Origin of the sequence: Stenotrophomonas sp. PS02289, from assembly GCF_029960115.1 — a bacterium.
Lineage (GTDB): Bacteria > Pseudomonadota > Gammaproteobacteria > Xanthomonadales > Xanthomonadaceae > Stenotrophomonas.
Map to the genome: position 1 here is coordinate 1 of NZ_JASCOZ010000019.1, position 20071 is coordinate 20071.

At 66.6% G+C, this 20071-nt stretch carries 17 protein-coding genes; 9 read left to right on the plus strand and 8 right to left on the minus strand.

Translation table 11 applies throughout. From position 1 onward, the window contains the following. Positions 1 to 121: 121 nt before the first annotated feature. The 8 genes from QMX83_RS04565 (at position 122) to QMX83_RS04600 (ending at position 12623) form a co-directional block, all read left to right on the plus strand. A complete protein-coding gene (locus tag QMX83_RS04565; RefSeq protein ID WP_282295474.1) occupies positions 122 to 598 on the plus strand; it encodes a DUF2946 family protein in 477 nt (158 codons plus the stop codon). 76 nt (positions 599 to 674) lie between these two features. Then, positions 675 to 2735, plus strand: a complete 2061-nt coding sequence (locus tag QMX83_RS04570; RefSeq protein ID WP_282295475.1) for a TonB-dependent copper receptor — start codon at positions 675 to 677, stop codon at positions 2733 to 2735. 287 nt (positions 2736 to 3022) lie between these two features. Further along, on the plus strand, positions 3023 to 4150 hold the full coding sequence (locus tag QMX83_RS04575; protein WP_282295476.1) for an efflux RND transporter periplasmic adaptor subunit: 1128 nt from the start codon (positions 3023 to 3025) through the stop codon (positions 4148 to 4150). Further along, positions 4147 to 7272, plus strand: coding sequence for an efflux RND transporter permease subunit (locus QMX83_RS04580; RefSeq protein WP_282295477.1), 3126 nt, complete (start codon positions 4147 to 4149; stop codon positions 7270 to 7272). The genes QMX83_RS04575 and QMX83_RS04580 overlap by 4 nt, the downstream gene beginning before the upstream one ends. 119 nt (positions 7273 to 7391) lie before the next feature. Beyond that, on the plus strand, positions 7392 to 8909 hold the full coding sequence (locus QMX83_RS04585; RefSeq protein WP_282295478.1) for an alanine/glycine:cation symporter family protein: 1518 nt from the start codon (positions 7392 to 7394) through the stop codon (positions 8907 to 8909). After that, positions 8902 to 9756, plus strand: a complete 855-nt coding sequence (locus QMX83_RS04590; RefSeq protein WP_282295479.1) for a TrmH family RNA methyltransferase — start codon at positions 8902 to 8904, stop codon at positions 9754 to 9756. Before QMX83_RS04585 ends, QMX83_RS04590 begins: the two co-directional genes overlap by 8 nt. Before the next feature lie 427 nt (positions 9757 to 10183). After that, positions 10184 to 11155, plus strand: coding sequence for a hypothetical protein (locus QMX83_RS04595; RefSeq protein ID WP_282295480.1), 972 nt, complete (start codon positions 10184 to 10186; stop codon positions 11153 to 11155). Positions 11156 to 11171: 16 nt separating this feature from the next. Continuing rightward, complete coding sequence (locus QMX83_RS04600) at positions 11172 to 12623, plus strand: alanine/glycine:cation symporter family protein (protein ID WP_282295481.1); 1452 nt, start codon at positions 11172 to 11174, stop codon at positions 12621 to 12623. Between the two features lie 4 nt (positions 12624 to 12627). Here QMX83_RS04600 and QMX83_RS04605 read toward each other — a convergent pair whose 3' ends face one another. The 4 genes from QMX83_RS04605 to QMX83_RS04620 all read right to left on the minus strand — a co-directional run bounded on the left by QMX83_RS04605 (position 12628) and on the right by QMX83_RS04620 (position 15736). Further along, entirely contained in the window at positions 12628 to 14049 is a 1422-nt protein-coding gene (locus QMX83_RS04605; RefSeq protein WP_282295482.1) for a M28 family peptidase, read from the minus strand. Positions 14050 to 14212: 163 nt separating this feature from the next. Then, positions 14213 to 14617, minus strand: coding sequence for a large-conductance mechanosensitive channel protein MscL (gene mscL / locus QMX83_RS04610; RefSeq protein ID WP_282295483.1), 405 nt, complete (start codon positions 14615 to 14617; stop codon positions 14213 to 14215). Positions 14618 to 14672: 55 nt separating this feature from the next. Further along, entirely contained in the window at positions 14673 to 15380 is a 708-nt protein-coding gene (locus QMX83_RS04615) for a fumarylacetoacetate hydrolase family protein (protein ID WP_282295484.1), read from the minus strand. 80 nt (positions 15381 to 15460) lie between these two features. After that, entirely contained in the window at positions 15461 to 15736 is a 276-nt protein-coding gene (locus QMX83_RS04620; RefSeq protein ID WP_282295485.1) for a hypothetical protein, read from the minus strand. Between the two features lie 179 nt (positions 15737 to 15915). Between QMX83_RS04620 and QMX83_RS04625 the strand changes: the two genes are divergently transcribed. Next, entirely contained in the window at positions 15916 to 16260 is a 345-nt protein-coding gene (locus tag QMX83_RS04625) for a Rieske 2Fe-2S domain-containing protein (RefSeq protein ID WP_282295486.1), read from the plus strand. A gap of 76 nt (positions 16261 to 16336) precedes the next feature. Here the strand turns inward: QMX83_RS04625 and QMX83_RS04630 are convergent, their stop codons facing one another. Genes QMX83_RS04630 through thiS form a run of 4 tightly spaced genes read right to left on the minus strand, consistent with a single transcriptional unit; the run spans position 16337 to position 19992 of the window. After that, positions 16337 to 18184: an SLC13 family permease gene (locus tag QMX83_RS04630; RefSeq protein ID WP_282295487.1), complete on the minus strand. Its 1848-nt coding sequence runs from the start codon at positions 18182 to 18184 to the stop codon at positions 16337 to 16339. A 27-nt stretch (positions 18185 to 18211) separates the two neighbouring features. Next, positions 18212 to 18946 carry a tRNA (guanosine(46)-N7)-methyltransferase TrmB gene (gene trmB, locus QMX83_RS04635; protein ID WP_282295488.1) on the minus strand — a complete coding sequence of 245 codons (735 nt, stop codon included), beginning with the start codon at positions 18944 to 18946 and terminating at the stop codon, positions 18212 to 18214. Beyond that, entirely contained in the window at positions 18946 to 19740 is a 795-nt protein-coding gene (locus QMX83_RS04640) for a thiazole synthase (protein ID WP_282295489.1), read from the minus strand. The genes trmB and QMX83_RS04640 overlap by 1 nt, the downstream gene beginning before the upstream one ends. 51 nt (positions 19741 to 19791) lie before the next feature. Beyond that, positions 19792 to 19992, minus strand: coding sequence for a sulfur carrier protein ThiS (gene thiS / locus QMX83_RS04645; protein ID WP_282295490.1), 201 nt, complete (start codon positions 19990 to 19992; stop codon positions 19792 to 19794). Between the last annotated feature and the right edge of the window lie 79 nt (positions 19993 to 20071).

Here is a 20071-nt window from a genome sequence, read left to right on the forward strand (position 1 = left end):
GCTACCGAGGCCGCCGTGTTTCGGGTAGCGCGGGCGGTTGGCCGGCCCAGGCGGTGCCTGACCCCTGCGACGCTTGGTCGCACGCGGCGTTCGGCCGCATCCTGCTCGCTACAATTCCCCGGTGAATCGCCGTCGCCGTCCCTTCGCCCTCCTGCTGCAGCTCGCCTTCGTGGCGACGCTGCTGATGGCGCTGGCTCCGCTGCTGAGCCGCTGGCAGCAGGCGCACGGCGACCCGGTGATGTTGATGCCCGGTGGCATGGCACACGTCATGCCGGCCACGTCCGAGGTGGCGTCTTCGCCCCCGATGCATGACCACGCGATGATGCATCGCGGTGCATCGCATGCCATGCCGGCGCACGCCCATCACGCGGTGCCGGCCGAGCCTGCGCCGCCACCGCCGCTGGACCCCCACGCCGGGCATGGCGAGGCCTGCGAGTACTGCATGATGGCCTCGCGGCTGATGCCGTGGCTGGCGGTCCTCCTGGTCCTGTTGCCAGCGCTGCCGAAGATCGCGCCGCCGATCCTGCGCAGCGTCGCCACGCCACGCAGCCTGCGCTGGCCGGCCCATGCCGCGCGCGGCCCACCCCTGAACGCCTGAACACCGCCCCCTGATTTTTCTGCTGCGCGCGGCCCAACCGGCCGCGTGCACCTCTGCGTGTTCCTGGAGTTCCAACATGACGTTTGCTTCCCGCAACCCGGGCGCATTGACGCGCCTGTCCGTTTGCCTGTCCCTTGCCCTGATCGCGCCCTCGCTGCATGCGGCAGAACGCGACGACGCCCGTACCCTCGATACCCTGGTGGTCACCGCCGCCGCGCCGTCCTCACCGCTGCAGTGGGTCACCGACCCCCGCCTGCCACGCCAGCCCGTTCCCGCCAGCGACGGGGCCGACTACCTCAAGACCGTTCCCGGCTTCTCCGCCATCCGCAATGGCGGTACCAACGGCGACCCGGTGCTGCGCGGCATGTTCGGCTCACGCCTGAACATCGTCAGCAACGAAGGCAATCTGATCGGGGCCTGCCCCTCGCGCATGGACAATCCGCTGTCCTACATCGCGCCGGAAACCTTCGACCGTCTCACCATCATCAAGGGCCCGCAGAGCGTGCGCTGGGGCGCCGGTGCCTCCGCCGGCACCGTGCGTTTCGAACGCGAAACCCCGCGCTTCGACACACCCGGCATCAACCTGGATGCCAGCGCCCTGGTCGGCTCGCGCAACCGCAACGACCAGGTCCTCGACCTCACCGCCGGAGCGTCGCAGGGCTACGTGCGGGTCAATGGCAACCGTTCCGAAGCCGATGACTACAAAGACGGCAACGGCGATGTCGTCCCCTCGAAATGGCGCAAATGGAACAGCGACGTCGCCGTCGGCTGGACCCCCGATGCGGACACCGTGCTGGAGCTCTCCGCCGGCACCGGCGACGCCATTGCGCGCTATGCCGGACGCGGCATGGACGGCGCGGCGTTCAAGCGCACCAGCTACGCCGCCCGCTTTGAAAAGTACAATCTGCCCGGTGCGTGGGACAAGGTGCTCGCCAACGTCTACTACAACGACGCCGACCACCTGATGGACAACTACACCCTGCGTGAGCCCAACATGGCCAGCAGCATGCCGATGCCCATGGCCGCGAACGTGGACCGCCGCACGACCGGCGGCCGCGTCGCCGCCGAATGGCGCTGGCAGAACGTGGCCGTCGTCGCCGGCGTGGATGCCCAGGACAGCCGCCACCGCAGCCGCAGTGGCATGGGCCGCAACACCTACCGCCAGCAGCCGTGGAGCGTCGACGCCCGCTTTGAACAACGGGGTGTCTTCAGTGAGATCACCCTCGGCGAAGGCACCGCCCAGCGCTGGATCGGCGGCCTGCGCATCGACCGCGCTGAAGTGACCGACGAGCGCCGCAGCGGCGGCATGATGGGCATGCCCAATCCCACCGCCGGCCAGACCCGTCGCGAAGATCTCGGCAGCGGCTTCTTCCGCTGGGAGCGGGATATCAGCGGTGCGCTCACCGCGTATGCCGGCCTCGGCCACAGCGAACGCATGCCGGATTACTGGGAACTGTTCTCGCCCGACAGCGGCCCCACCGGCAGCCTCAACGCGTTCAGCAGCATCCAGCCCGAAAAGACCACCCAGCTCGACCTCGGTCTGCAGTACCGCAGCGACCGACTCAACGCTTGGGTTTCCGCCTACGCCGGCCGCATCCAGGACTACATCCTGTTCACCTATCACGCCGGCGGCATGATGGGCAGCAGCAGCCAGGCCAGCAACATCGACGCACGCATCGCCGGTGCCGAAGCCGGTGCCGAACTGCAGGTCGGGCAGGGCTGGAAACTCGGCAGCACCCTGGCCTATGCCTGGGGTGAGAACCGCAGCGACGGCAGCGCATTGCCGCAGATGCCACCGCTGGAAGCCCGCCTCACCGCCAACTGGGAAGGCGCGCGCTGGAGTGCTGGTGCCTTGGTTCGCGCGGTGGCGCATCAGCATCGTGTTGCGGCCGGGCAGGGCAATGTCGTGGCCCAGGATCTTGGGCCGAGCGCGGGATTCGCCACCTTGGCGTTGAATGCCGGATACCGCTTCAGCGATAGCCTCTCGGTCAGCGCTGGCATCGACAACGTATTCGACCGCGCCTACAGCGAGCATCTGAATCTGGCCGGGAGCGCGGATTTCGGGTTCCCGGCAGACCCCGTGCGCATCAACGAGCCGGGGCGGACGGCTTGGTTGAAGGTGAATTACCGGTACTGAGGGTCGAACGAATCAGGCACCGCGAAGCCACGCAGGGCGTGGCTCTACGGCCGGCCGCGAGCGATGAACCACCGGGGGCGGCCGTCAGGCGGCCCCCGGTGGGACACTCTCTCGAGGCAAACCGACACGCACTGACACACGTCGATACACGCCCCGTATAGCCCAGCACGAAAGGGGTTTCCGGTGTCACCGCGTGGCCGTGAAGGCCCCGGTAAACGCTTGGCACATATGCCCTCACGGATCGGCCGCTACACTCGGCCGTCGTAGAATCTTTGGGGTTGTTCTGCATGTTGGTACGCATCACCGCGCGCATCGTCGCTGGCCTGGGTCTGGCCCTTCTGGCCGCCTGTGGCAGCAAGGACGAGGCCGCTCGCCGGCAGGCTGAACAGGTCCCGGTGACCACCCAGGTGGTGCAGCCCTCTGCGTGGAGCGACACCCTGCAGGCCCTCGGTACCGCCAAGGCCCGCGAATCGGTCACCGTCACCGCCAAGGTCAGCGAGATCATCGAGCGGGTCCACTTTGAGAGCGGCCAGCAGGTCGCCGCCGGCACCCCGCTCGTGACGCTGCGCGGCCAGGCCCAGCAGGCGGCCCTGGTCCAGGCCCAGGCCACGTTTGCCGAGGCCGACCAGCTCTACAAGCGCCAGCGCGAACTCGCCGCCCAGCAGCTGGTTGCCAGCGCCACCCTCGATACCCAGCGCGCCATCCGCGATGCGGCCGAGGCCCGTGTGCTGGAAATGCAGTCCGACATCGGCGACCGCCGTGTCCGCGCGCCCTTCGCCGGCGTGCTCGGCATCCGCCAGGTCAGCGAAGGCTCGCTGGTCACCCCCACCACCGTCATCGCCACCCTCGATGACATCGAGCGCATGCACGTCGACTTCCAGGTGCCCGAAGCCGAACTCGCCTCGCTCGGCAAAGGCGACAAGGTCACGGCCACCAGCGTCGCCTATCCCGGCCGCACCTTCGAAGGCGAGGTCGCCACCATCGACACCCGCGTCGATCCCGGCACCCGCGCCGTGACCGTCCGTGCCGACTTCATCAATGCCGACCACGCCCTGCGCCCCGGCATGCTGCTCGACGTGCGCATGTTCCGTCCGGAACGCCAGGCCCTGGTCATTCCCGAGATCGCCGTCGTCCAGGTGGGGCGCGATTCCTTCGTGTACCGCGTCAAGCCCGACCAGAGCGTCGAGCGCGTCGACGTGGTCAGCGGCGCACGCCGCGCCGGCGTGGTGGAGATCCGTGAAGGCGTGAAGGCCGGCGACCGCATCGTCGTCGATGGCACCGGCAAGCTCCGTCCCGGCCTCAAGGTCAGCGACACCCCAACCGCGCCTGCCGCGGCACCCGTTGAAGAACCGGCCGCTGCCCCGACGCAGCCGCCTGCGCAGAAGGCCACCACTCCGGTGGAAAGCGCCGGATGAAGCTCTCCGACGTCTCCATCCAGCGGCCGGTGTTCGCCGTGGTGATGAGCCTGCTGCTGGTGGTGCTCGGCATCATGTCGTTCACCCGGCTCACCCTGCGCGAACTCCCCGCCATCGACCCGCCGATCGTCTCGGTCTCGGTGGACTACACCGGTGCCTCGGCCGCCGTCATCGAAAGCCGCATCACCCAGGTGCTGGAAGACGCCCTGGCCGGCATCGAAGGCATCGACACCATCAATGCGCGCAGCTCCAATGGTCGCTCGCAGGTCAGCATTGAGTTCACCTCCAACCGCGACATCGAAGCCGCCGCCAACGACGTGCGTGACGCCGTCAGCCGCGTCGCCGACCGCATGCCCGAGGAGGCGCGCCCGCCGGAAATCGCCAAGGTCGAGAGTGACGCCGACCCGATCATCTGGTTCAACATGACCTCGTCCAGCATGAACACGCTGGAGCTGAGTGACTACGCCGACCGCTACGTGGTCGACCGCTTCTCCAGCCTCGACGGGGTCGCCCAGGTCCGCATCGGCGGCCGCCAGCGCTACGCCATGCGCGTGTGGCTGGATCGCGACCAGCTGGCCGCACGCGGCTTCACCGTCGGCGATGTGGAAACCGCGCTGCGCAACGAGAACGTCGAACTGCCGGCCGGTCGCCTGGAATCCACCGACCGCGACTTTACCCTGCGCGTGGAGCGCAACTATGTGAAGCCGGAAGACTTCGCCACCATTCCGCTCGGCAAGGGCGCGGACGGTTACGTCGTACGCATGGGCGATGTGGCGAAGATCGAACTGGCCTCCTCCGAACGCCGCGCCTACTACCGCAGCAATGGCGAGCCCGGCATCGGCCTGGGCATCGTCAAGACCTCCACCGCCAACTCACTGGACGTGGCCCGGACCGCGCGCGCCGAGGCCGAGCGGGTCGGGCAGACCTTGCCCGATGGCACCCACATCTTCGTGGCCTTCGACAACACCACCTTCATTGAAGCGGCCGTGGACCGCGTCTACGCCACGCTCGTGGAAGCGATGCTGCTGGTGCTGGTGGTGATCTGGCTGTTCCTCGGCAGTTTCCGCGCTGCGCTCATTCCCGCGGTCACGGTGCCGGTCTGTCTGGTCGCCGCGTTCATCGCGCTGTATGCCTTTGGCTTCTCGATCAACCTGCTGACTCTGCTGGCGCTGGTGCTGTGTATCGGCTTGGTGGTCGACGACGCGATCGTGGTGGTGGAGAACGTGCAGCGCCGCATCGATCTGGGCGAGCCGCCGCTGGTGGCGTCCAAGCGCGGTACCGCGCAGGTCGCCTTTGCGGTGATCGCGACCACCGCCGTGCTGGTGGCGGTGTTCCTGCCGGTGGGCTTCCTGGAAGGCAACACGGGGCGTCTGTTCCGCGAACTGGCGGTGGCGCTGGCCTCGGCCGTCGCGCTGTCGGCGTTCGTGTCGCTGACGCTGACCCCGATGATGGCCTCCAAGCTGCTCAAGCCGCATACCGGCCAGGCCCCAAAGGGGCTGCACGGCTTCATCAACCGCAACCTGGACCGCGTCTCGGCCAGCTACGGCCGCTTCCTCGACGCACACGTCGGCCGCACCTGGATCTACATCGTGGTGATGATCCTGTCGCTGGCCGCCAGCGCGCTGCTGCTCAAGGTGCTGCCCTCGGAGCTGGCTCCGGCCGAAGACCGTGGTTCGTTCCAGATCATGATCGACGGACCGGAAGGTGCCGGCTACGACTACACCGTGGGCCAGGTGCAGCAGGTCGAACAGATTGTCGGCGGCTTCGTCGGCGACGACAAACCCATTGCCCGCGCCAATCCGCGTGTGCCCGGCGGCTTCGGGGCCAGCGAGGAAATGCACACTGGCCGCATCAGCGTGTTCCTTCAGCCCTGGCGCGAGCGTGACACCAACACCATGGACGTGGCCGCGGATCTGCAGAAGCACCTGGATGTGATGCGCGGGGTGCGCGTGCGCACCCAGGTCGGCGGCGGACTGGTTCGCAGCGGTGGGCAACCGTTCCAGATCGTGCTCGGCGGCCCGGAATACGCGGAGATCGCCCAGTGGCGCGACCGCATGCTGGCGCGCATGGCCGACAACCCGGGTCTGGTCGGGCCGGACTCGGATTACAAGGAAACCCGGCCGCAGATGCGGGTCAACATCGACCGCCAGCGTGCGGCCGACCTGGGGGTTTCAGTGACCGCGATTGGTTCGGCGCTGGAAACCATGATGGGTTCGCGCCGGGTCACCACCTTCGTCGACAACGGCGAGGAGTACGACGTGCTGGTCCAGGCGGGCCGTGAAGGCCGCGCCACGCCGGACGATCTGGCCGCCATCCGGGTGCGCGCCAACAGCGGCGAACTGGTGCCGCTGTCCAACCTGGTCACCCTGAGCGAGGTGGCCGAGGCCGGCAATCTGAACCGCTTCAACCGACTACGCTCGATCACCATCAGCGCCGGTCTTGCGCCCGGATATCCGCTCGGCGAGGCCATCGCCTGGGCCCAGCAGACCGCGCGTGAAGAGCTGCCGCAGCACGCGCAGATCGACTGGAAGGGTGAATCGCGCGAGTACCAGAACGCCGGCGGCGCGGTGCTGCTGACCTTCGCCATGGCCCTGCTGGTGGTGTTCCTGGTGCTGGCCGCGCAGTTCGAGAGCTTCATCCATCCGCTGGTGATCATGCTGACCGTCCCGCTCGGTGTGCTGGGGGCCTTGCTGGGCCTGTACGTCAGCGGCGGAACCATCAACCTGTTCAGCCAGATCGGCATCGTCATGCTGGTTGGATTGGCGGCCAAGAACGGCATTCTGATCGTGGAGTTCGCCAACCAGCTGCGCGACGAGGGCCGCGACGTGCACCGCGCGATTGTCGAGTCGTCGATGGTCCGCCTGCGTCCGATCCTGATGACCTCCATTGCCACCGTGGTCGGTGCGATCCCGCTGGTGGTGGCCGGGGGGCCGGGCTCGGCCAGTCGCGGCACTATCGGCATCGTGGTGATTTTCGGCGTCACCGTGTCCACCTTCCTGTCCCTGTTCGTGGTCCCGGCCTTCTACGCCGTGCTGGCTCCGTACACCCGCTCGCCTGAAGCCGTGGCACGGGAACTGGAGAAGCAGGAAGCGGAAACGCCCTCCGTCGGCGGCCACGCGTAACCTGAACGGTGCCAACCAACGGTTGGCACCTATCGGCGGGGCCTTCAATCAGCGAGAATCGGGGCGGTCCCTTCCAGCCGACGGGACGCCCTTCATTTTCCGCCGACTGGAGAGAGCGCGTGGAAGCAGCCGTACATTTCATCAATGGCATCATCTGGAGCAAGGCACTCATCGCTGTGTGCCTGCTCGCGGGGCTGTACTTCAGCCTGCGCACCCGTTTCATGCAGCTCCGCGGCTTCGTGGAAATGTGCCGCCTCACCGTGAAGGGCGAAAAGTCCGACGCCGGTGTCTCTTCGTTCCAGGCGCTGGCCATGTCGATGGCCGGACGCATGGGCATCGGCAACATCGCCGGCGTGGCCACCGCCATTGCCTTCGGCGGCCCCGGTGCCATCTTCTGGATGTGGATCATGGGCTTCCTCGGCGCATCCACCTCGTACGTGGAATGCACCCTGGCGCAGATCTACAAGACCAAGGACGCCGAAGGGCGTTACCGCGGCGGTCCGGCGTACTACATTGAGAAGGCCATGGGCCTGAAGTGGTATGCCATGGCCTTCGCCATTGCCACGATCATCGCCGCCGGCTTCCTGATGCCGGGCGTGCAGGCCAATGCGATTGCCGACAGCATCATCAATGCCTGCCGCGGCGGCGCGCTGTGCGGTCCGCTGGATGGCCAGGCGTTCGGCATGGAATCGGTGGCCGCGCTCAAGCTGGGCATCGGCATCGTGGTCGCCCTGCTGCTGGCGGTGGTGATCTTCGGCGGCGTCAAGCGCATCGCCAACTTCGCCGAGATCGTGGTGCCGTTCATGGCCGCCGGGTTCATCCTGATGGCCGTGGTCATCATGATCATCAACTACGATCGCGTGCCGGAAATGTTTGGCATCATCTTCAACAGTGCGTTCGGTACCCACGCCGCGTTCGGCGCGATGATGGGCCTGGCCATTGAATGGGGCGTCAAGCGCGGCATCTACGCCAACGAAGCCGGCCAGGGTTCGGGCCCGCACGCGGCAGCCGCGTCAGAAGTCTCGCACCCGGCCAAGCAGGGTTACGTCCAAGCCTTCGCGATCTACTTCGACACCATGATGGTGTGCACCGCTACCGCGTTCCTGATTCTGGCCAGCGGCACCTACAACGTGTACTCGCCGGTGGAAGGCGCAGCGCCGATCTTCCAGGGGCTGGCCGGCATTCCGGAAGGTGCGGGCTACGCGCAGGCCGGTGTGGAAGCTGTGCTGCCGGGCTGGGGTGCGTCGTTCGTGTCGATGGCGATCTTCTTCTTCGCCTTCACCACCATCATGGCGTACTACTACATGGCCGAGACCAATCTCAGCTATGTGAACCACAACAAGCATCGCCCGCTGACCGTGCTGCTGCTGCGGCTTGGCATCATCGGCATGGTCATCTTCGGTGCCTTCCACAACGCCACCCTGGCCTGGGGCCTGGGCGACATCGGCGTGGGCCTGATGGCGTGGCTGAACATCATTGCCATCTTCATCATCCAGAAACCGGCCATGCTGGCGCTGCGCGATTACGAGCGGCAGAAGAAGCTGGGCCTGGACCCGACCTTCGACCCGGATGCACTGGGCATCAAGAACGCCGACTTCTGGCGTCAACGCAAGCTGGAGCTGTCCCGTAGTGAATGATCCCTGGAAAAACGCACGTCGCCCGTCGGCGCGCCCGCCACGCGCCACCCCGCTGCCCCCGCGTGAGGGCAGCGGGCAGGGCGGTGGTCATGGCACGCCGCCGGGTCGCGGCAACGACGAACTGCGCCTGTACGGTCTGAACGCCGTGCTGGCCTTGTTCGAGCGTCGGCCGCAGGCGCTGCGCAAGCTGTATCTGGCCGAGGCGCTGATTCCGCGGCTGCAGCCGCTGCTGAAGTGGTGCGTGGCCAATCGCGTGGGGTACCGCGTGGTGGAGGAGGGCGACCTTAACAAGCTGGCCGCCACCACCCACCATGAAGGCGTGGTGGCCGACGTGCTGCGCGCACCGATGCTCGAGCTGGGCGCATGGCTGGATGGGTTGCCGGACGACAAGCCGGTACTCGCGCTGTGGCTGGACGGGGTCGGCAATCCGCACAACTTCGGAGCCATCCTGCGTTCGGCCGCGCACTTCGGAGTGGCCGGTCTGCTGTTGCCGCCGGGCGCGACACTGGCGCTGTCCGGTGCCGCCGCGCGTGTCGCCGAAGGTGGCGCAGAAGCCGTGCCGCTGGTGCGTCTGCCGGCCTTGCCGGAGGCGATGGCGCAGTTGCGCCAGGCCGGCTTCGGGCTGGCTGCCACGCTGGTTTCAGGCGGCGACAACCTGTTCGCCACGACCTTGCCGGCGCGCCTGGTGTACGTCATGGGTGCCGAGGGTGAGGGCATGGACCGCGCGCTGGCGCAGGACTGCGATCTGCAGGTGTCCATTCCCGGCAGTGGCGCGGTGGAAAGTCTGAACGTGGCCTCGGCCACGGCCGTGCTGTTGTCGCACTGGTACGGCCACAACGCGATGTGACGTTTGATCGGGGCGACGCGCAAGCGCCGCCCCACGTGGTGCGATCGACCGCTGCAGACCTGCAGTGACGTCAGTCGATTCAGAGTTATCGGATGGTCAGCGGGTCGGGCAGGGCGCCACAGTGCACCGCCGTTCCGTATTGCGTTGGTGAGGAGAGACACCCACGCAGTGCGGCACCGTTGTCCGGTTCACGGATCGTCCGTGTCGCTCACCGCGTGGGGTGTGAGGAATCCCGGTAGCCCGGTCGCAGTGCGACCGGGCTTTTTTTTGCGGAAGCCGAAGCGACAGGCCATGTGCGACGCACAGTGTCGCCTTCAACACCAACATGCCTGCAAAGTTCACGAAACCCCCATTTTGAACATTTAACGATTTTTCACCGCGACAGCGCCCGGCAGATTGCAGCTTCCAACACCACAGGAAGCACCCGATGTCGCGATTGATTCCCCTGGCCCTGGCCACCCTGTTCTTCGTTCCCGGCGTGGCATCGGCCAGCGGCCGCACCCTGGAGGGCGTCAACTTCACCGGCCCGCTGATCACCCCCAATCCCGCCGGCATGCCCAAGGGCAACGCCTACGTCGAGCCGTACCTGATCCGCACTGATAGCGACCGTTTCTACGACGGCGAAGGCCGCCGCCACGACAGCCCGGACAGCAGCGCCTGGCTGATGGTCCTGCCGATCGCCTACGGTCTGGGCGAGCGCGTCACCGCGCAGGTCAACCTCAGCGCCGCCCGGGTGGAAACGGCGGGCGCGCGCAGCCGCGGCTTCCGCGCGGGCGACACCACGGCCATGGTCCAGTACGCCCTGCAGAAGTCCAACGAGGACGGCACCCGTCCGGCCATCTCGGTCTCGGTCAACCAGCGCTACGCCACCGGCAGCTATGACCGCATTGGCGGCAACCCGCTCAATGCCCAGGGCGATGGCGTGCAGCGCACCAGCTTCGGGCTGGGCATGCAGCAGGTCATCTGGATGCCGAACGAGCGCCCGCTGCGCTGGCGCGCGCAGCTCACCGCCAGCCCGTCGCCGGCGCGGGTCGCGCTGAACGACAACAGCGTGTACGGCACGCCCTACGGCTTCCGCGGCAACTATGCACCGGGCTCGCTGCTGGGTGTTTCCGCCGCCGCCGAGTACAGCTTCAGCTCGCGCTGGGTGGGGGTGTTCGAGGTCGCCGCCAGCCGGCAGTCCGACCGCCGCCTGAGCGGCTATGCACCGGGTACTGACGGACACGCGGAACGCGTGGAACTGCGCCTGCCCGCCACCCGCGTGGTCAGTCTGGCACCGGCGGTGGAATACCACTTCTCGCCGAACGTCGGTCTGATTGCCGGCGTGGAGTTCTCGGTGGCCGGCCGCAACACCGGGCACTACATCAGCCCGCAGATCGCGCTGGGCATGTTCTTCTGAACCATTGGGGGTCCCCATGAACATTGAAGCCATCGTCACCTACGTGGTCGGTGTCGTCTGGAGTCCGGTGCTGGTGGGCCTGTGCCTGCTGGTCGGTCTTTACTTCAGCCTGCGTACGCGCTTCATCCAGCTGAGAGCCTTGCCGGACATGCTGCGCCTGATGGTGCAGGGGCGCAGCTCCGGTTCGGGCGTGTCCTCGTTCCAGGCGCTGAGCATGTCCTTGTCCAGTCGTGTGGGCGTGGGAAACATCGCCGGTGTGGCCATGGCCATTGCCTACGGTGGCCCCGGGGCGATCTTCTGGATGTGGCTGGTGGCATTCCTGGGAGCCTCCAGTGCCTTCGTCGAATCCACCCTGGCGCAGATCTACAAGGAGCGTGACAGCAGCGGGATGTTCCGCGGCGGGCCGGCGTATTACATCGAGCGTGGTCTGGGCCAACGCTGGTACGCAGTGTTGTTCGCCATCAGCACGGTGATCGCGTGTGGCCTGTTCCTGCCGGGCACCCAGTCCAACGCCATTGTCAGTGCAGTGGATGAGGCTTGGGCGATTCCAGGCTGGGTGACCGCCGCTGTCATTGGAACCGGCGTGGCCCTGGTCGTGTTTGGTGGGGTACGCCGCATCGCCCAGGTGGCACAGGTCGTGGTGCCGGTGATGGCGGTCGGCTACCTGGTGGTCGCGGGCATCGTGATGGTGCTCAACGTGGATGCGGTGCCGGAGATGTTCATGATGATCGTCCGCAGCGCCTTCGGCACCGACGCGGCGTTTGGCGCGATGATCGGTACGGCCATCCAGTGGGGCGTGCGCCGTGGGGTGTTGTCCAACGAGGCCGGGATGGGCAGCGGTGCGCATCCGGCGGCCGCCGCCGATGTCTCGCACCCGGTCAAGCAAGGTCTGGTGCAGGCGTTTTCGGTCTACATCGACACCATGGTGGTATGCAGTGCCACGGCGTTCCTGATCCTCTCCACCGGGGCGTACAACGTCTACGATCCGCTGTCGCAGACCGGGCAGTTCATCGTCTGGCATGTGGGGGCGTTGGAAGCCGGGCCGCGTTACGTGCAGCAGGCGGTGGAATCGGCCTTGCCGGGCTTTGGTCGCTCCTTCATTGCCCTGGCGATCCTGCCGTTCGCTTTCACCACCATCCTGGCGCTGTACTACACCGCGGAAACCAACCTGGTGTATCTCAGCCGCAACCGTCCCTCGCCGCTGCTGGTGGCGGGCTTCCGGGTCGCGTTTGTGGCGGCGATGCTGTACTCGGCGCTCAATACCGCCACGGTGGCCTGGACGCTGGGTGACATCGGGGTGGGCATGATGTGCTGGCTCAACATCATCGCGTTGCTGCTGCTGCAGAAGCCGGCGTTGGCGGCGCTGCGTGATTACGAAGCCAGCCGTGGCAAGGGTGCCGACCCGCGGTATGAGCCCAAGGCGGTGACCCGGGCAGCCCCTAATGTGTGGGGAACTGCCCGGTCATGATCGGTCATTCGTTCGGCGGCGTGGTCGGCTTGGCCTCGCTGCCGAACGAACCGTCGGCTTCTGCCGCCAGATACGCAAACACCGTGTAGGCGGCCACGTTCTGCGCCAGCGCGGCCGGGTCGATCTTGTCGAGCGTGTCGTCAGCGGTGTGATGCAGATGGAAGTAGTCGCTGCCGTCCTGCGCCAACCACGCCCAGGCACCGCCCTTGGCCGCCAGCGGGCCAATGTCCGGGCCCGGGCCGCCCTTGTCGGCGACGTATTCGATGCCCAGCGGCTTCATCACTTCGGCGATCTGGCGGGTTGCTTCGCGCGACCCTTCCGGGTTCGGCGAGCCGGTGTTGAAGGCATAGATGCGGCCGGCACCAAAGTCGCTCTCGGCGGCCAGCTGATGCACGGCGATGTCCTTGGCGTGGGCTTCGGCATAGGCCTTGCCGCCGTACAGACCCTGTTCCTCATTGGCGAACGCGACCACGCGGATGGTGCGCTTGGGGGCCTGCTTGAGCGTGCCGATCAGATGCCCGGCGGCCATGGTGATGGCCACGCCGGCACCGTCATCCACCGCGCCGGTGCCCAGGTCCCACGAATCCAGGTGGCCACCGATCACCACCACTTCCTTGGGCAAGCTGCGCCCGGTGATTTCACCGATCACGTTGTACGAGGTGGCCTTGCCATCCCAGCCGCAGTCCAGGCTGAGCTTGATACGGGTATCGCCCAGCGCGACCAGGCGTGCCAGCTGGTTCGCATCGGGTACCGACAATGCCGCCGAGGGGACCGGGGTCAGGCCGTCGTCGAAGCGGGTGATGCCGGTGTGCGGAACGCGGTGCGAATCGGTGCCCGCCGAACGCATCACAAAGCCGACGGCCCCCTTGCGGATCGCTTCGGACGGCCCCTTGCTGCGCACTGCGCCGCCCTTGCCGTAGTCACGCCCATCACGATAGGCCGTCATCTGGTAGTCGACGAACGCGATCTTGCCCTTCAGCGAGCCTTCCGGCGCGGCCTGCAGCGCGGCCAGATCGGCAAAGCGCACCACTTCCGCTTCCACGGTGCCGCCCGGGCTGCCGCCCAGTGCGGTGATGGCAAGCGGTTGCGCGTGCTTGCCGACGACCTGTGCGCTTTCACTGCGGCGTTCCCACTTCGGGAACTCCACCGGCTCGGTCCAGACCTTGTCAAACCCCAGTGCCTTGAACTTGGCCACCGCCCACGCCACGGCGCGCGCATCCGCTTCGCTGCCCGCAATGCGCGGACCGATTTCGGTGGTCAGCGACTCCACCACTTTCCAGCCCGTGTCGTCCTTCAGCGCCTGCTCGCGCAGCTGTGCGGCGGTGCCCAGCGAGGCCGGAGGCAGGGTGGTGGTGGACGGGGCCGCGAAGGCCGGCGAAGCCAGCAGCGCGAGGGTGGATGCGATGGCAAGGACGCGGCGACGCATGGCAACTCCGGAAAACGGGGCGGAAGCGTCTGAGAGTAACAGCATCGCCCCACCGCACATGGGCGGGAGGTCATGGTTCTGGAAGATGCTGTTTTCCAATTTCCGGCGTGGCGACCAACGGTGCGCCACCTACCGGTAGGTGCGCACCGTTGGTGCGTACGCCTTATTTCTTCAGGTTGTCGCGGATCTCGCGCAGCAGCAGGATTTCTTCCTTGGGTGCCGCCGGCGCGGCTTCCTTCTTCTTGGCCAGGCGGTTGATTACCTTCACCACCATGAAGATCGCAAAGGCCACGATGATGAACTGCACCAGCGTGTTGAGGAAATCGCCATAGCCGATCACCACCGCAGGAATCTCGGTGCCGTCCGCCGCTACCCGGGCCGGTGACAACGTCCACGCCAGTTCCGAGAAGTCCACGCGGCCAATCAGGTAGCCCAGCGGCGGCATGATGATCTTGTCGACCAACGCGGTGACGATCTTGCCGAACGCCGCACCAATGACAACGCCGACCGCCAGGTCGATGACGTTGCCACGCATGGCAAATTCCTTGAACTCAGTCAGCATCCCCATCGGGTTCTCCTGTTGTGGTGCATTCAAAAGGCAAGGCAGGGTAACGCAGCCGATGTCATCCGCCGATGATGCCGTGGCGCTCGGCGACATTTTCCAGGCGTGCGCTGAAGCGGTCACCCGGCTTGAGCGCGGCCACGCCACTGGGCGTGCCCATGAACACCAGGTCGCCCGCGCGCAGGGCCCACAGCTTGGACAGTTCGTGCAGGATCTCCGGGACGTTCCAGATCATCTGGTCCAGCAGCGACTGCTGGCGTACTTCGCCATTGATCTCCAGCGAGAGGTTCAGTGCGGCCAGGTCACCCACTTCGCCTGCCGGTACCAGTTCGCTGACCGGAGCAGAGGCATCAAAGCCCTTGGCGGCGTCCCAGGGATGACCCTTGGCTTTGGCGGCGGCCTGCAGGTCGCGACGGGTCAGATCCAGACCGACACCGTAGCCGAACACCAGCGCCTCCGCCTGGTCGACCGCCAACACGCCGGCGGGTGCATCGCGGCCGATCGCCACCACCAGCTCCACTTCGTGGTGCAGGTCGGAGGTCGAGGGCGGGTAGGGGATCACGTCATCGTGGCCCACCACGATGGCATCGGCGGGCTTGGCAAAGAACATCGGGCGACCGCGGTCATCGGCGGCGGGAACGGCGGCCCCCATTTCACGCGCATGGTCGGCAAAATTGCGACCCACACAGTAGATCCGGCGCACCGGGAAGGTGCCGCCACCGGCCACCGGAATGCGGGGCGTTTCAGGTGTGGGAATTACATCGGTCATGCGCGCGTGTCCTGTTGCAGGGGTTCACGCGATGGTAGGGCCGACGGCCGGTCGGCAACAACCTCAAACGGCGAATGACCTCAACGCGACAACGGCAACGCCTGCTTGCGCACGACGCGGTATTCGCCTTCAACGACCTTCGGGTCGCCCTGGCGCGCGGCCTGCTTGCGGCTGGCCAGCAGCTTCCACGCCACGCCGGCGATGATCATCGCCGCACCCACGAACACGCCCACGAACACCAGGGCGGCCAGCACGGCCAGGCCCAGCAGGCCGACCGCAACGCGCACCAACGGGTGGCGCGGCTTGCGCGGCGCGAACAGGGTGCGGAACTGGTTGAACTGGAAGCGAAGCGGCATGGTGATCATTCGGCTGGAGTCAGCAGGGGGCCAGTATCTCGGGTCACTTGGGTGCATGAGTGAAAAATACGTTAACTGCGACATTCTGTCATTTCAAATCAATGGCTTGCGTTCATTTTCCAGCCAGCCGGCGGTCAGGCATGCGACAATTCCGGCCTCGCTCGCTCGTGTGAAACGCCATGTCCGTTGCCCAATCGCCGTCGCCCCTGATCGCCGTGGACGCCATCACCGACGGTGCATTCGCCGAGGTCGAGGTGCGTCTTGACGGCGATTTCGAATCGGCCGTGCTGTTCCGCGAGGGCAACAGCGTGCGCGGCTGGCTCAACATCTGTCCGCACGCCGGCCGCCGGCTGGACTGGGCACCGGGGCAGTTCCTCAAGAGCCGCGAAGGGCACCTGGTGTGTGCCGCACATGGGGCATCGTTCTCGCTGGACGATGGCGAATGCGTGGCGGGGCCGTGCAAGGGCGATGCGCTGCGGTCGGTGGCGTTGCAGGTGCGCGACGGTCAGGTGTATCTCGTCTGACGGAATGCCGACCAACGGTCGGCATCTACCGGTTTGTCGCACCACCCGGTAGGTACCGACCGTTGGTCGGTACGCTTTAAAACATCAAATTGATCATCAACACGACCACGATCGTGTAGATCAACGACAGCGGCGCACCCACCCGCCACAACTCGCGCGGGGTGTAGTTGGCCGGACCGGTGATCATCGAAATCACCGGGTTGGAGGCCGTCATCAGGTTGTTCGAGGCCGACAGCGCCACAATCAGCGCAAAGGCCGTCGGGTTGCCACCAGCGGCCAAGGCCAGATTCACCGCGATGGGCACCATCACGATGGTCGCCCCCACGTGGCTGATCACCAGCGAGAACACCGTGGTCAGCAGCGCCAACGCGATTTCCAGGGTCCACACCGGTATGCCGGTGGGCAGCCGGTCGATGGTGTGGCCGGCCACCCAGGCCGCCGCGCCACTGCTGTCCATCGCCCAGCCCAACGGAATCAGGCCGGCCATCATGAAGATGGTCTTCCAGTTGATCGAGGCGTAGGCCTCGTCCATGCGCAGCACGCCGGTCAGCAGCATGCCCGCCACGCCGGTCATCAGCGTGAGCGCCACCGGCAGCTTGGAGGTCAGTGCGATCAGGATGGTGATGGCGAAGATCGTCATTGCGATCTTGAATTTGTGCGGCCGCTGCTCGCCCTTGGGGTAGTCGGTCACCACCACGAAGTCGCGGCTCTTGGCGGCTTGGGCCAGGTCGGTCCAGATGCTGTGGAACACCAGCATGTCGCCCGCACGCAGCGGCACGTTGCGCACGTCCTCGCGGATGACCTGCTTGTCGCGGTTGATCGCCAGCAGGCTGATCCCGCGCTGCTTGCGCAGGCGCAGCTGCGAAGCGCTTTTGCCGATCACCTCGGAGGTGGGCGGTACCACCGCTTCGGAAATGCCCGCGCGGCTGGGGTTGAACAGGTCGCCCAGGTGCTTCAGGCGCGAGGACATGCGCAGGAACTGGTTCTGTGCGAAATCGCTGACCTGCTGGCGGCTGCCCATCACGCCGAGCACGCTGCCGACCCAGATGCGCATTTCCGCCGGTGGGGCCAGGCGGGTGTCGTTACCGGTTTTCAGTGCCAGCATCAGCGGCGCGTCGTGCACTGTTTCGGCCTCGCCCAGGGTCATGCCGACCAGCGGACTCTCCGCGCTGACCACCAGTTCGAACACATCGCCCTCGATACCGTAGGTCTTGGCGAAGTAGTTCTCGGTGCGGGTCGGGGTCACCCCATCGTTGGCCAGGGTCTCTTCTTCCACCAGCTTACGGTCGCCGAAGAAGCGGAAGTACAGCAGCGAGGCTACCAGCAGTGCCAGGCCGATCGGCAGTGGCGCGAACATCCGCAGCGGCTCGATGGTGGCCAGGCCCGACGGCAGATTGTTGTTGGCCGAGGCCAGCAGGTCGTTGAGCAGGATCAGTGGCGAATTGCCGACCATGGTCAGCGCGCCGCCCATCACGATGGCCGCGGCAATTGGCAGCAGCAGCCGTTGCAGGGTGAGCCCGGTGCGCGCGGCCAGCCGGGAGGCCACTGGCAGGTACAGGGCCATCACCGACGGGTTCTGCATGAAGGACGAGTTCAGGCCGGCAATGGCCGTGGTCATCATAAGCAACCGCTGTTCAACGCCGTGGCCGCGCCGCAGCAGCCACGCCGCCAGCCGGTTCAGCGCGCCGGTGCGGTCCAGGCCCGCGCCGAGAATGGTGGTGGCGATGATGCTCATCACCGCGTTACCGGAGAAGCCACCGAAGATTTCTTCCGGTGCGATCAGGCCGGTCACGCCGAGCACCACCAGCACCACCAGCGCCACCACGTCGGCGCGGATGCGCTCGAACAGGAACATCGCCATCGTGAACCCAACCAGCCCGAGGACGAGCTTCATGTCGTTGGTCAGCGTCAGCGCGGTTTCCATGGGGTGGCGCGGGTCCTTGGCCTTGGGTCAGGTGCGGTCGTACAGCAGATCCCACACGCCGTGGCCGAGTTTCTGGCCGCGGGTCTCGAAGTGGGTCTGTGGTCGCCACTCCGGTCGATCGACCTGGCCACGCGGACCGGCGCGGTTGACCAGCCCTTCGGTGGCGTCCAGCACCTCCCACATCTGCTCGGCGTAGTCTTCCCAGTCGGTGGCGCAGTGCAGGCGACCGCCCGGGCGCAGCTTGCGCACCAGCAGCGCCGCGAACGCCGGCTGCAGCAGGCGGCGCTTGTTGTGGCGCTTCTTGTGCCACGGGTCGGGGAAATAGATGCGCACTTCATCGAGCGCGCCATCGGCGATTTCCTTTTCCAGCACTTCCACCGCGTCGTGGTGGTACAGGCGCACGTGATCGGCGTTGTCGTCGGCCAGTGCATTCAGCAGCCGGCCCACGCCGGGGGCATGCACCTCAATGCCGATGTAGTCGCGGCTGGGGTCCTGCTGCGCGGCAAAGCGCAGCGCTGCACCGTTGCCGAAGCCGATTTCCAGCACCTTGTGCGCGTCGCGACCGAACGTGGCGTTCAGATCACGCAGTTCACCGGAGTAGTCCAGTCCGAAGCGCGGCCAGCGCTCGTCAAACGCGCGCTGCTGGGCCGGCGTGAAGCGCCCCTGGCGCAGCACGAAGCTGCGGATCTCGCGGCGGCCTTCGCTCACCGTGAACGGCTTGGGCGGAGCCTTGGCACCGCTGCTCGAGAACGGGTTGGTCATCAGCCGATCACTCCTTCCACCGGAGAAGACGCACTGGCATAACGCTTGCGCGCAATGCGCCCGGCCAGGAAGGCTTCACGGCCGGCTTCGACCGCCTTGCGCATCGCGCTGGCCATCAGCACCGGGTTGCGTGCGCCGGCAATGGCGGTGTTCATCAGCACGCCGTCGCAGCCCAGTTCCATCGCAATGGCGGCATCGGAGGCGGTGCCCACGCCGGCATCAACGATGATCGGCACCTTGGCGCTCTCGATGATTTCCAGCAGGTTGTACTTGTTCTGGATGCCCAGCCCCGAGCCGATCGGCGCGGCCAGCGGCATCACCGCCACGCAGCCGATTTCTTCCAGGCGCTTGGCCAGGATCGGGTCGTCGGAGGTGTAGACCATGACCTCGAAGCCGTCCTTGACCAGCTGCTCGGCGGCCTTCAGGGTCTGCACCACGTCCGGGTACAGGGTTTTCTGGTCGCCCAGCACTTCCAGCTTGGTCAGGTTGTGGCCGTCGAGCAGCTCACGCGCCAGCCGGCAGGTGCGCACCGCGTCTTCGGCGGTGTAGCAGCCGGCGGTGTTGGGCAGGATGGTGTAGCGGTCCGGCGGCAGCACATCCAGCAGGTTGGGCTCGCCCGGGTTCTGCCCGATGTTGGTGCGGCGGATGGCCACGGTGACGATCTGGGCCGCGGCTGCCTCGGTGGCGATGCGCGTTTCTTCCAGGTCCTTGAACTTGCCGGTTCCGGTCAGCAGCCGGGACGTGTAGGTCTTGCCGGCGATCACCAGCGAATCGGGGGAGGCGTGAGCTGTCATGCGGTGAATTATCACACACGTGGCGTCGGCCGCCCCGCCCGATTTCGACCCTCAACCGCCGCCCAATGCGTGGACGATCTCGATCACATCGCCGTCGTGCAGTTCGTGCGTTCCGTGCAGGCTGCGGGTCACGATCTCGCCATTGACCTCCACCGCCACGCGGCGCTGGGTCAGCTGTTCAAGGTCAAGCAACTGCTGGACGGTGGTGCTTTGCGGAAGCTGGCGGGGTTCGCCATTGAGCTGGATGTTCATGACGCCATTGTCCCCTAAAGGCCCCACTTCCGCGTACCCTTGCCGCCCCCGTCGGTGGCCGTCCATGCCTGTGCTGGCG

Bases quoted from the DNA above. Each gene is read 5' to 3' on its own strand.
- trmB (WP_282295488.1), bottom strand. From the start codon at position 18,946: ATGACCAACCCGTTCTCGAGCAGCGGTGCCAAGGCTCCGCCCAAGCCG.
- QMX83_RS04600 (WP_282295481.1), top strand. From the start codon at position 11,172: ATGAACATTGAAGCCATCGTCACCTACGTGGTCGGTGTCGTCTGGAGT.
- QMX83_RS04630 (WP_282295487.1), bottom strand. From the start codon at position 18,184: ATGGAAACCGCGCTGACGCTGACCAACGACATGAAGCTCGTCCTCGGG.
- QMX83_RS04625 (WP_282295486.1), top strand. From the start codon at position 15,916: ATGTCCGTTGCCCAATCGCCGTCGCCCCTGATCGCCGTGGACGCCATC.
- QMX83_RS04595 (WP_282295480.1), top strand. From the start codon at position 10,184: ATGTCGCGATTGATTCCCCTGGCCCTGGCCACCCTGTTCTTCGTTCCC.
- QMX83_RS04620 (WP_282295485.1), bottom strand. From the start codon at position 15,736: ATGCCGCTTCGCTTCCAGTTCAACCAGTTCCGCACCCTGTTCGCGCCG.
- QMX83_RS04580 (WP_282295477.1), top strand. From the start codon at position 4,147: ATGAAGCTCTCCGACGTCTCCATCCAGCGGCCGGTGTTCGCCGTGGTG.
- QMX83_RS04570 (WP_282295475.1), top strand. From the start codon at position 675: ATGACGTTTGCTTCCCGCAACCCGGGCGCATTGACGCGCCTGTCCGTT.
- QMX83_RS04640 (WP_282295489.1), bottom strand. From the start codon at position 19,740: ATGACAGCTCACGCCTCCCCCGATTCGCTGGTGATCGCCGGCAAGACC.
- QMX83_RS04605 (WP_282295482.1), bottom strand. From the start codon at position 14,049: ATGCGTCGCCGCGTCCTTGCCATCGCATCCACCCTCGCGCTGCTGGCT.
- thiS (WP_282295490.1), bottom strand. From the start codon at position 19,992: ATGAACATCCAGCTCAATGGCGAACCCCGCCAGCTTCCGCAAAGCACC.
- QMX83_RS04615 (WP_282295484.1), bottom strand. From the start codon at position 15,380: ATGACCGATGTAATTCCCACACCTGAAACGCCCCGCATTCCGGTGGCC.
- QMX83_RS04575 (WP_282295476.1), top strand. From the start codon at position 3,023: ATGTTGGTACGCATCACCGCGCGCATCGTCGCTGGCCTGGGTCTGGCC.
- mscL (WP_282295483.1), bottom strand. From the start codon at position 14,617: ATGGGGATGCTGACTGAGTTCAAGGAATTTGCCATGCGTGGCAACGTC.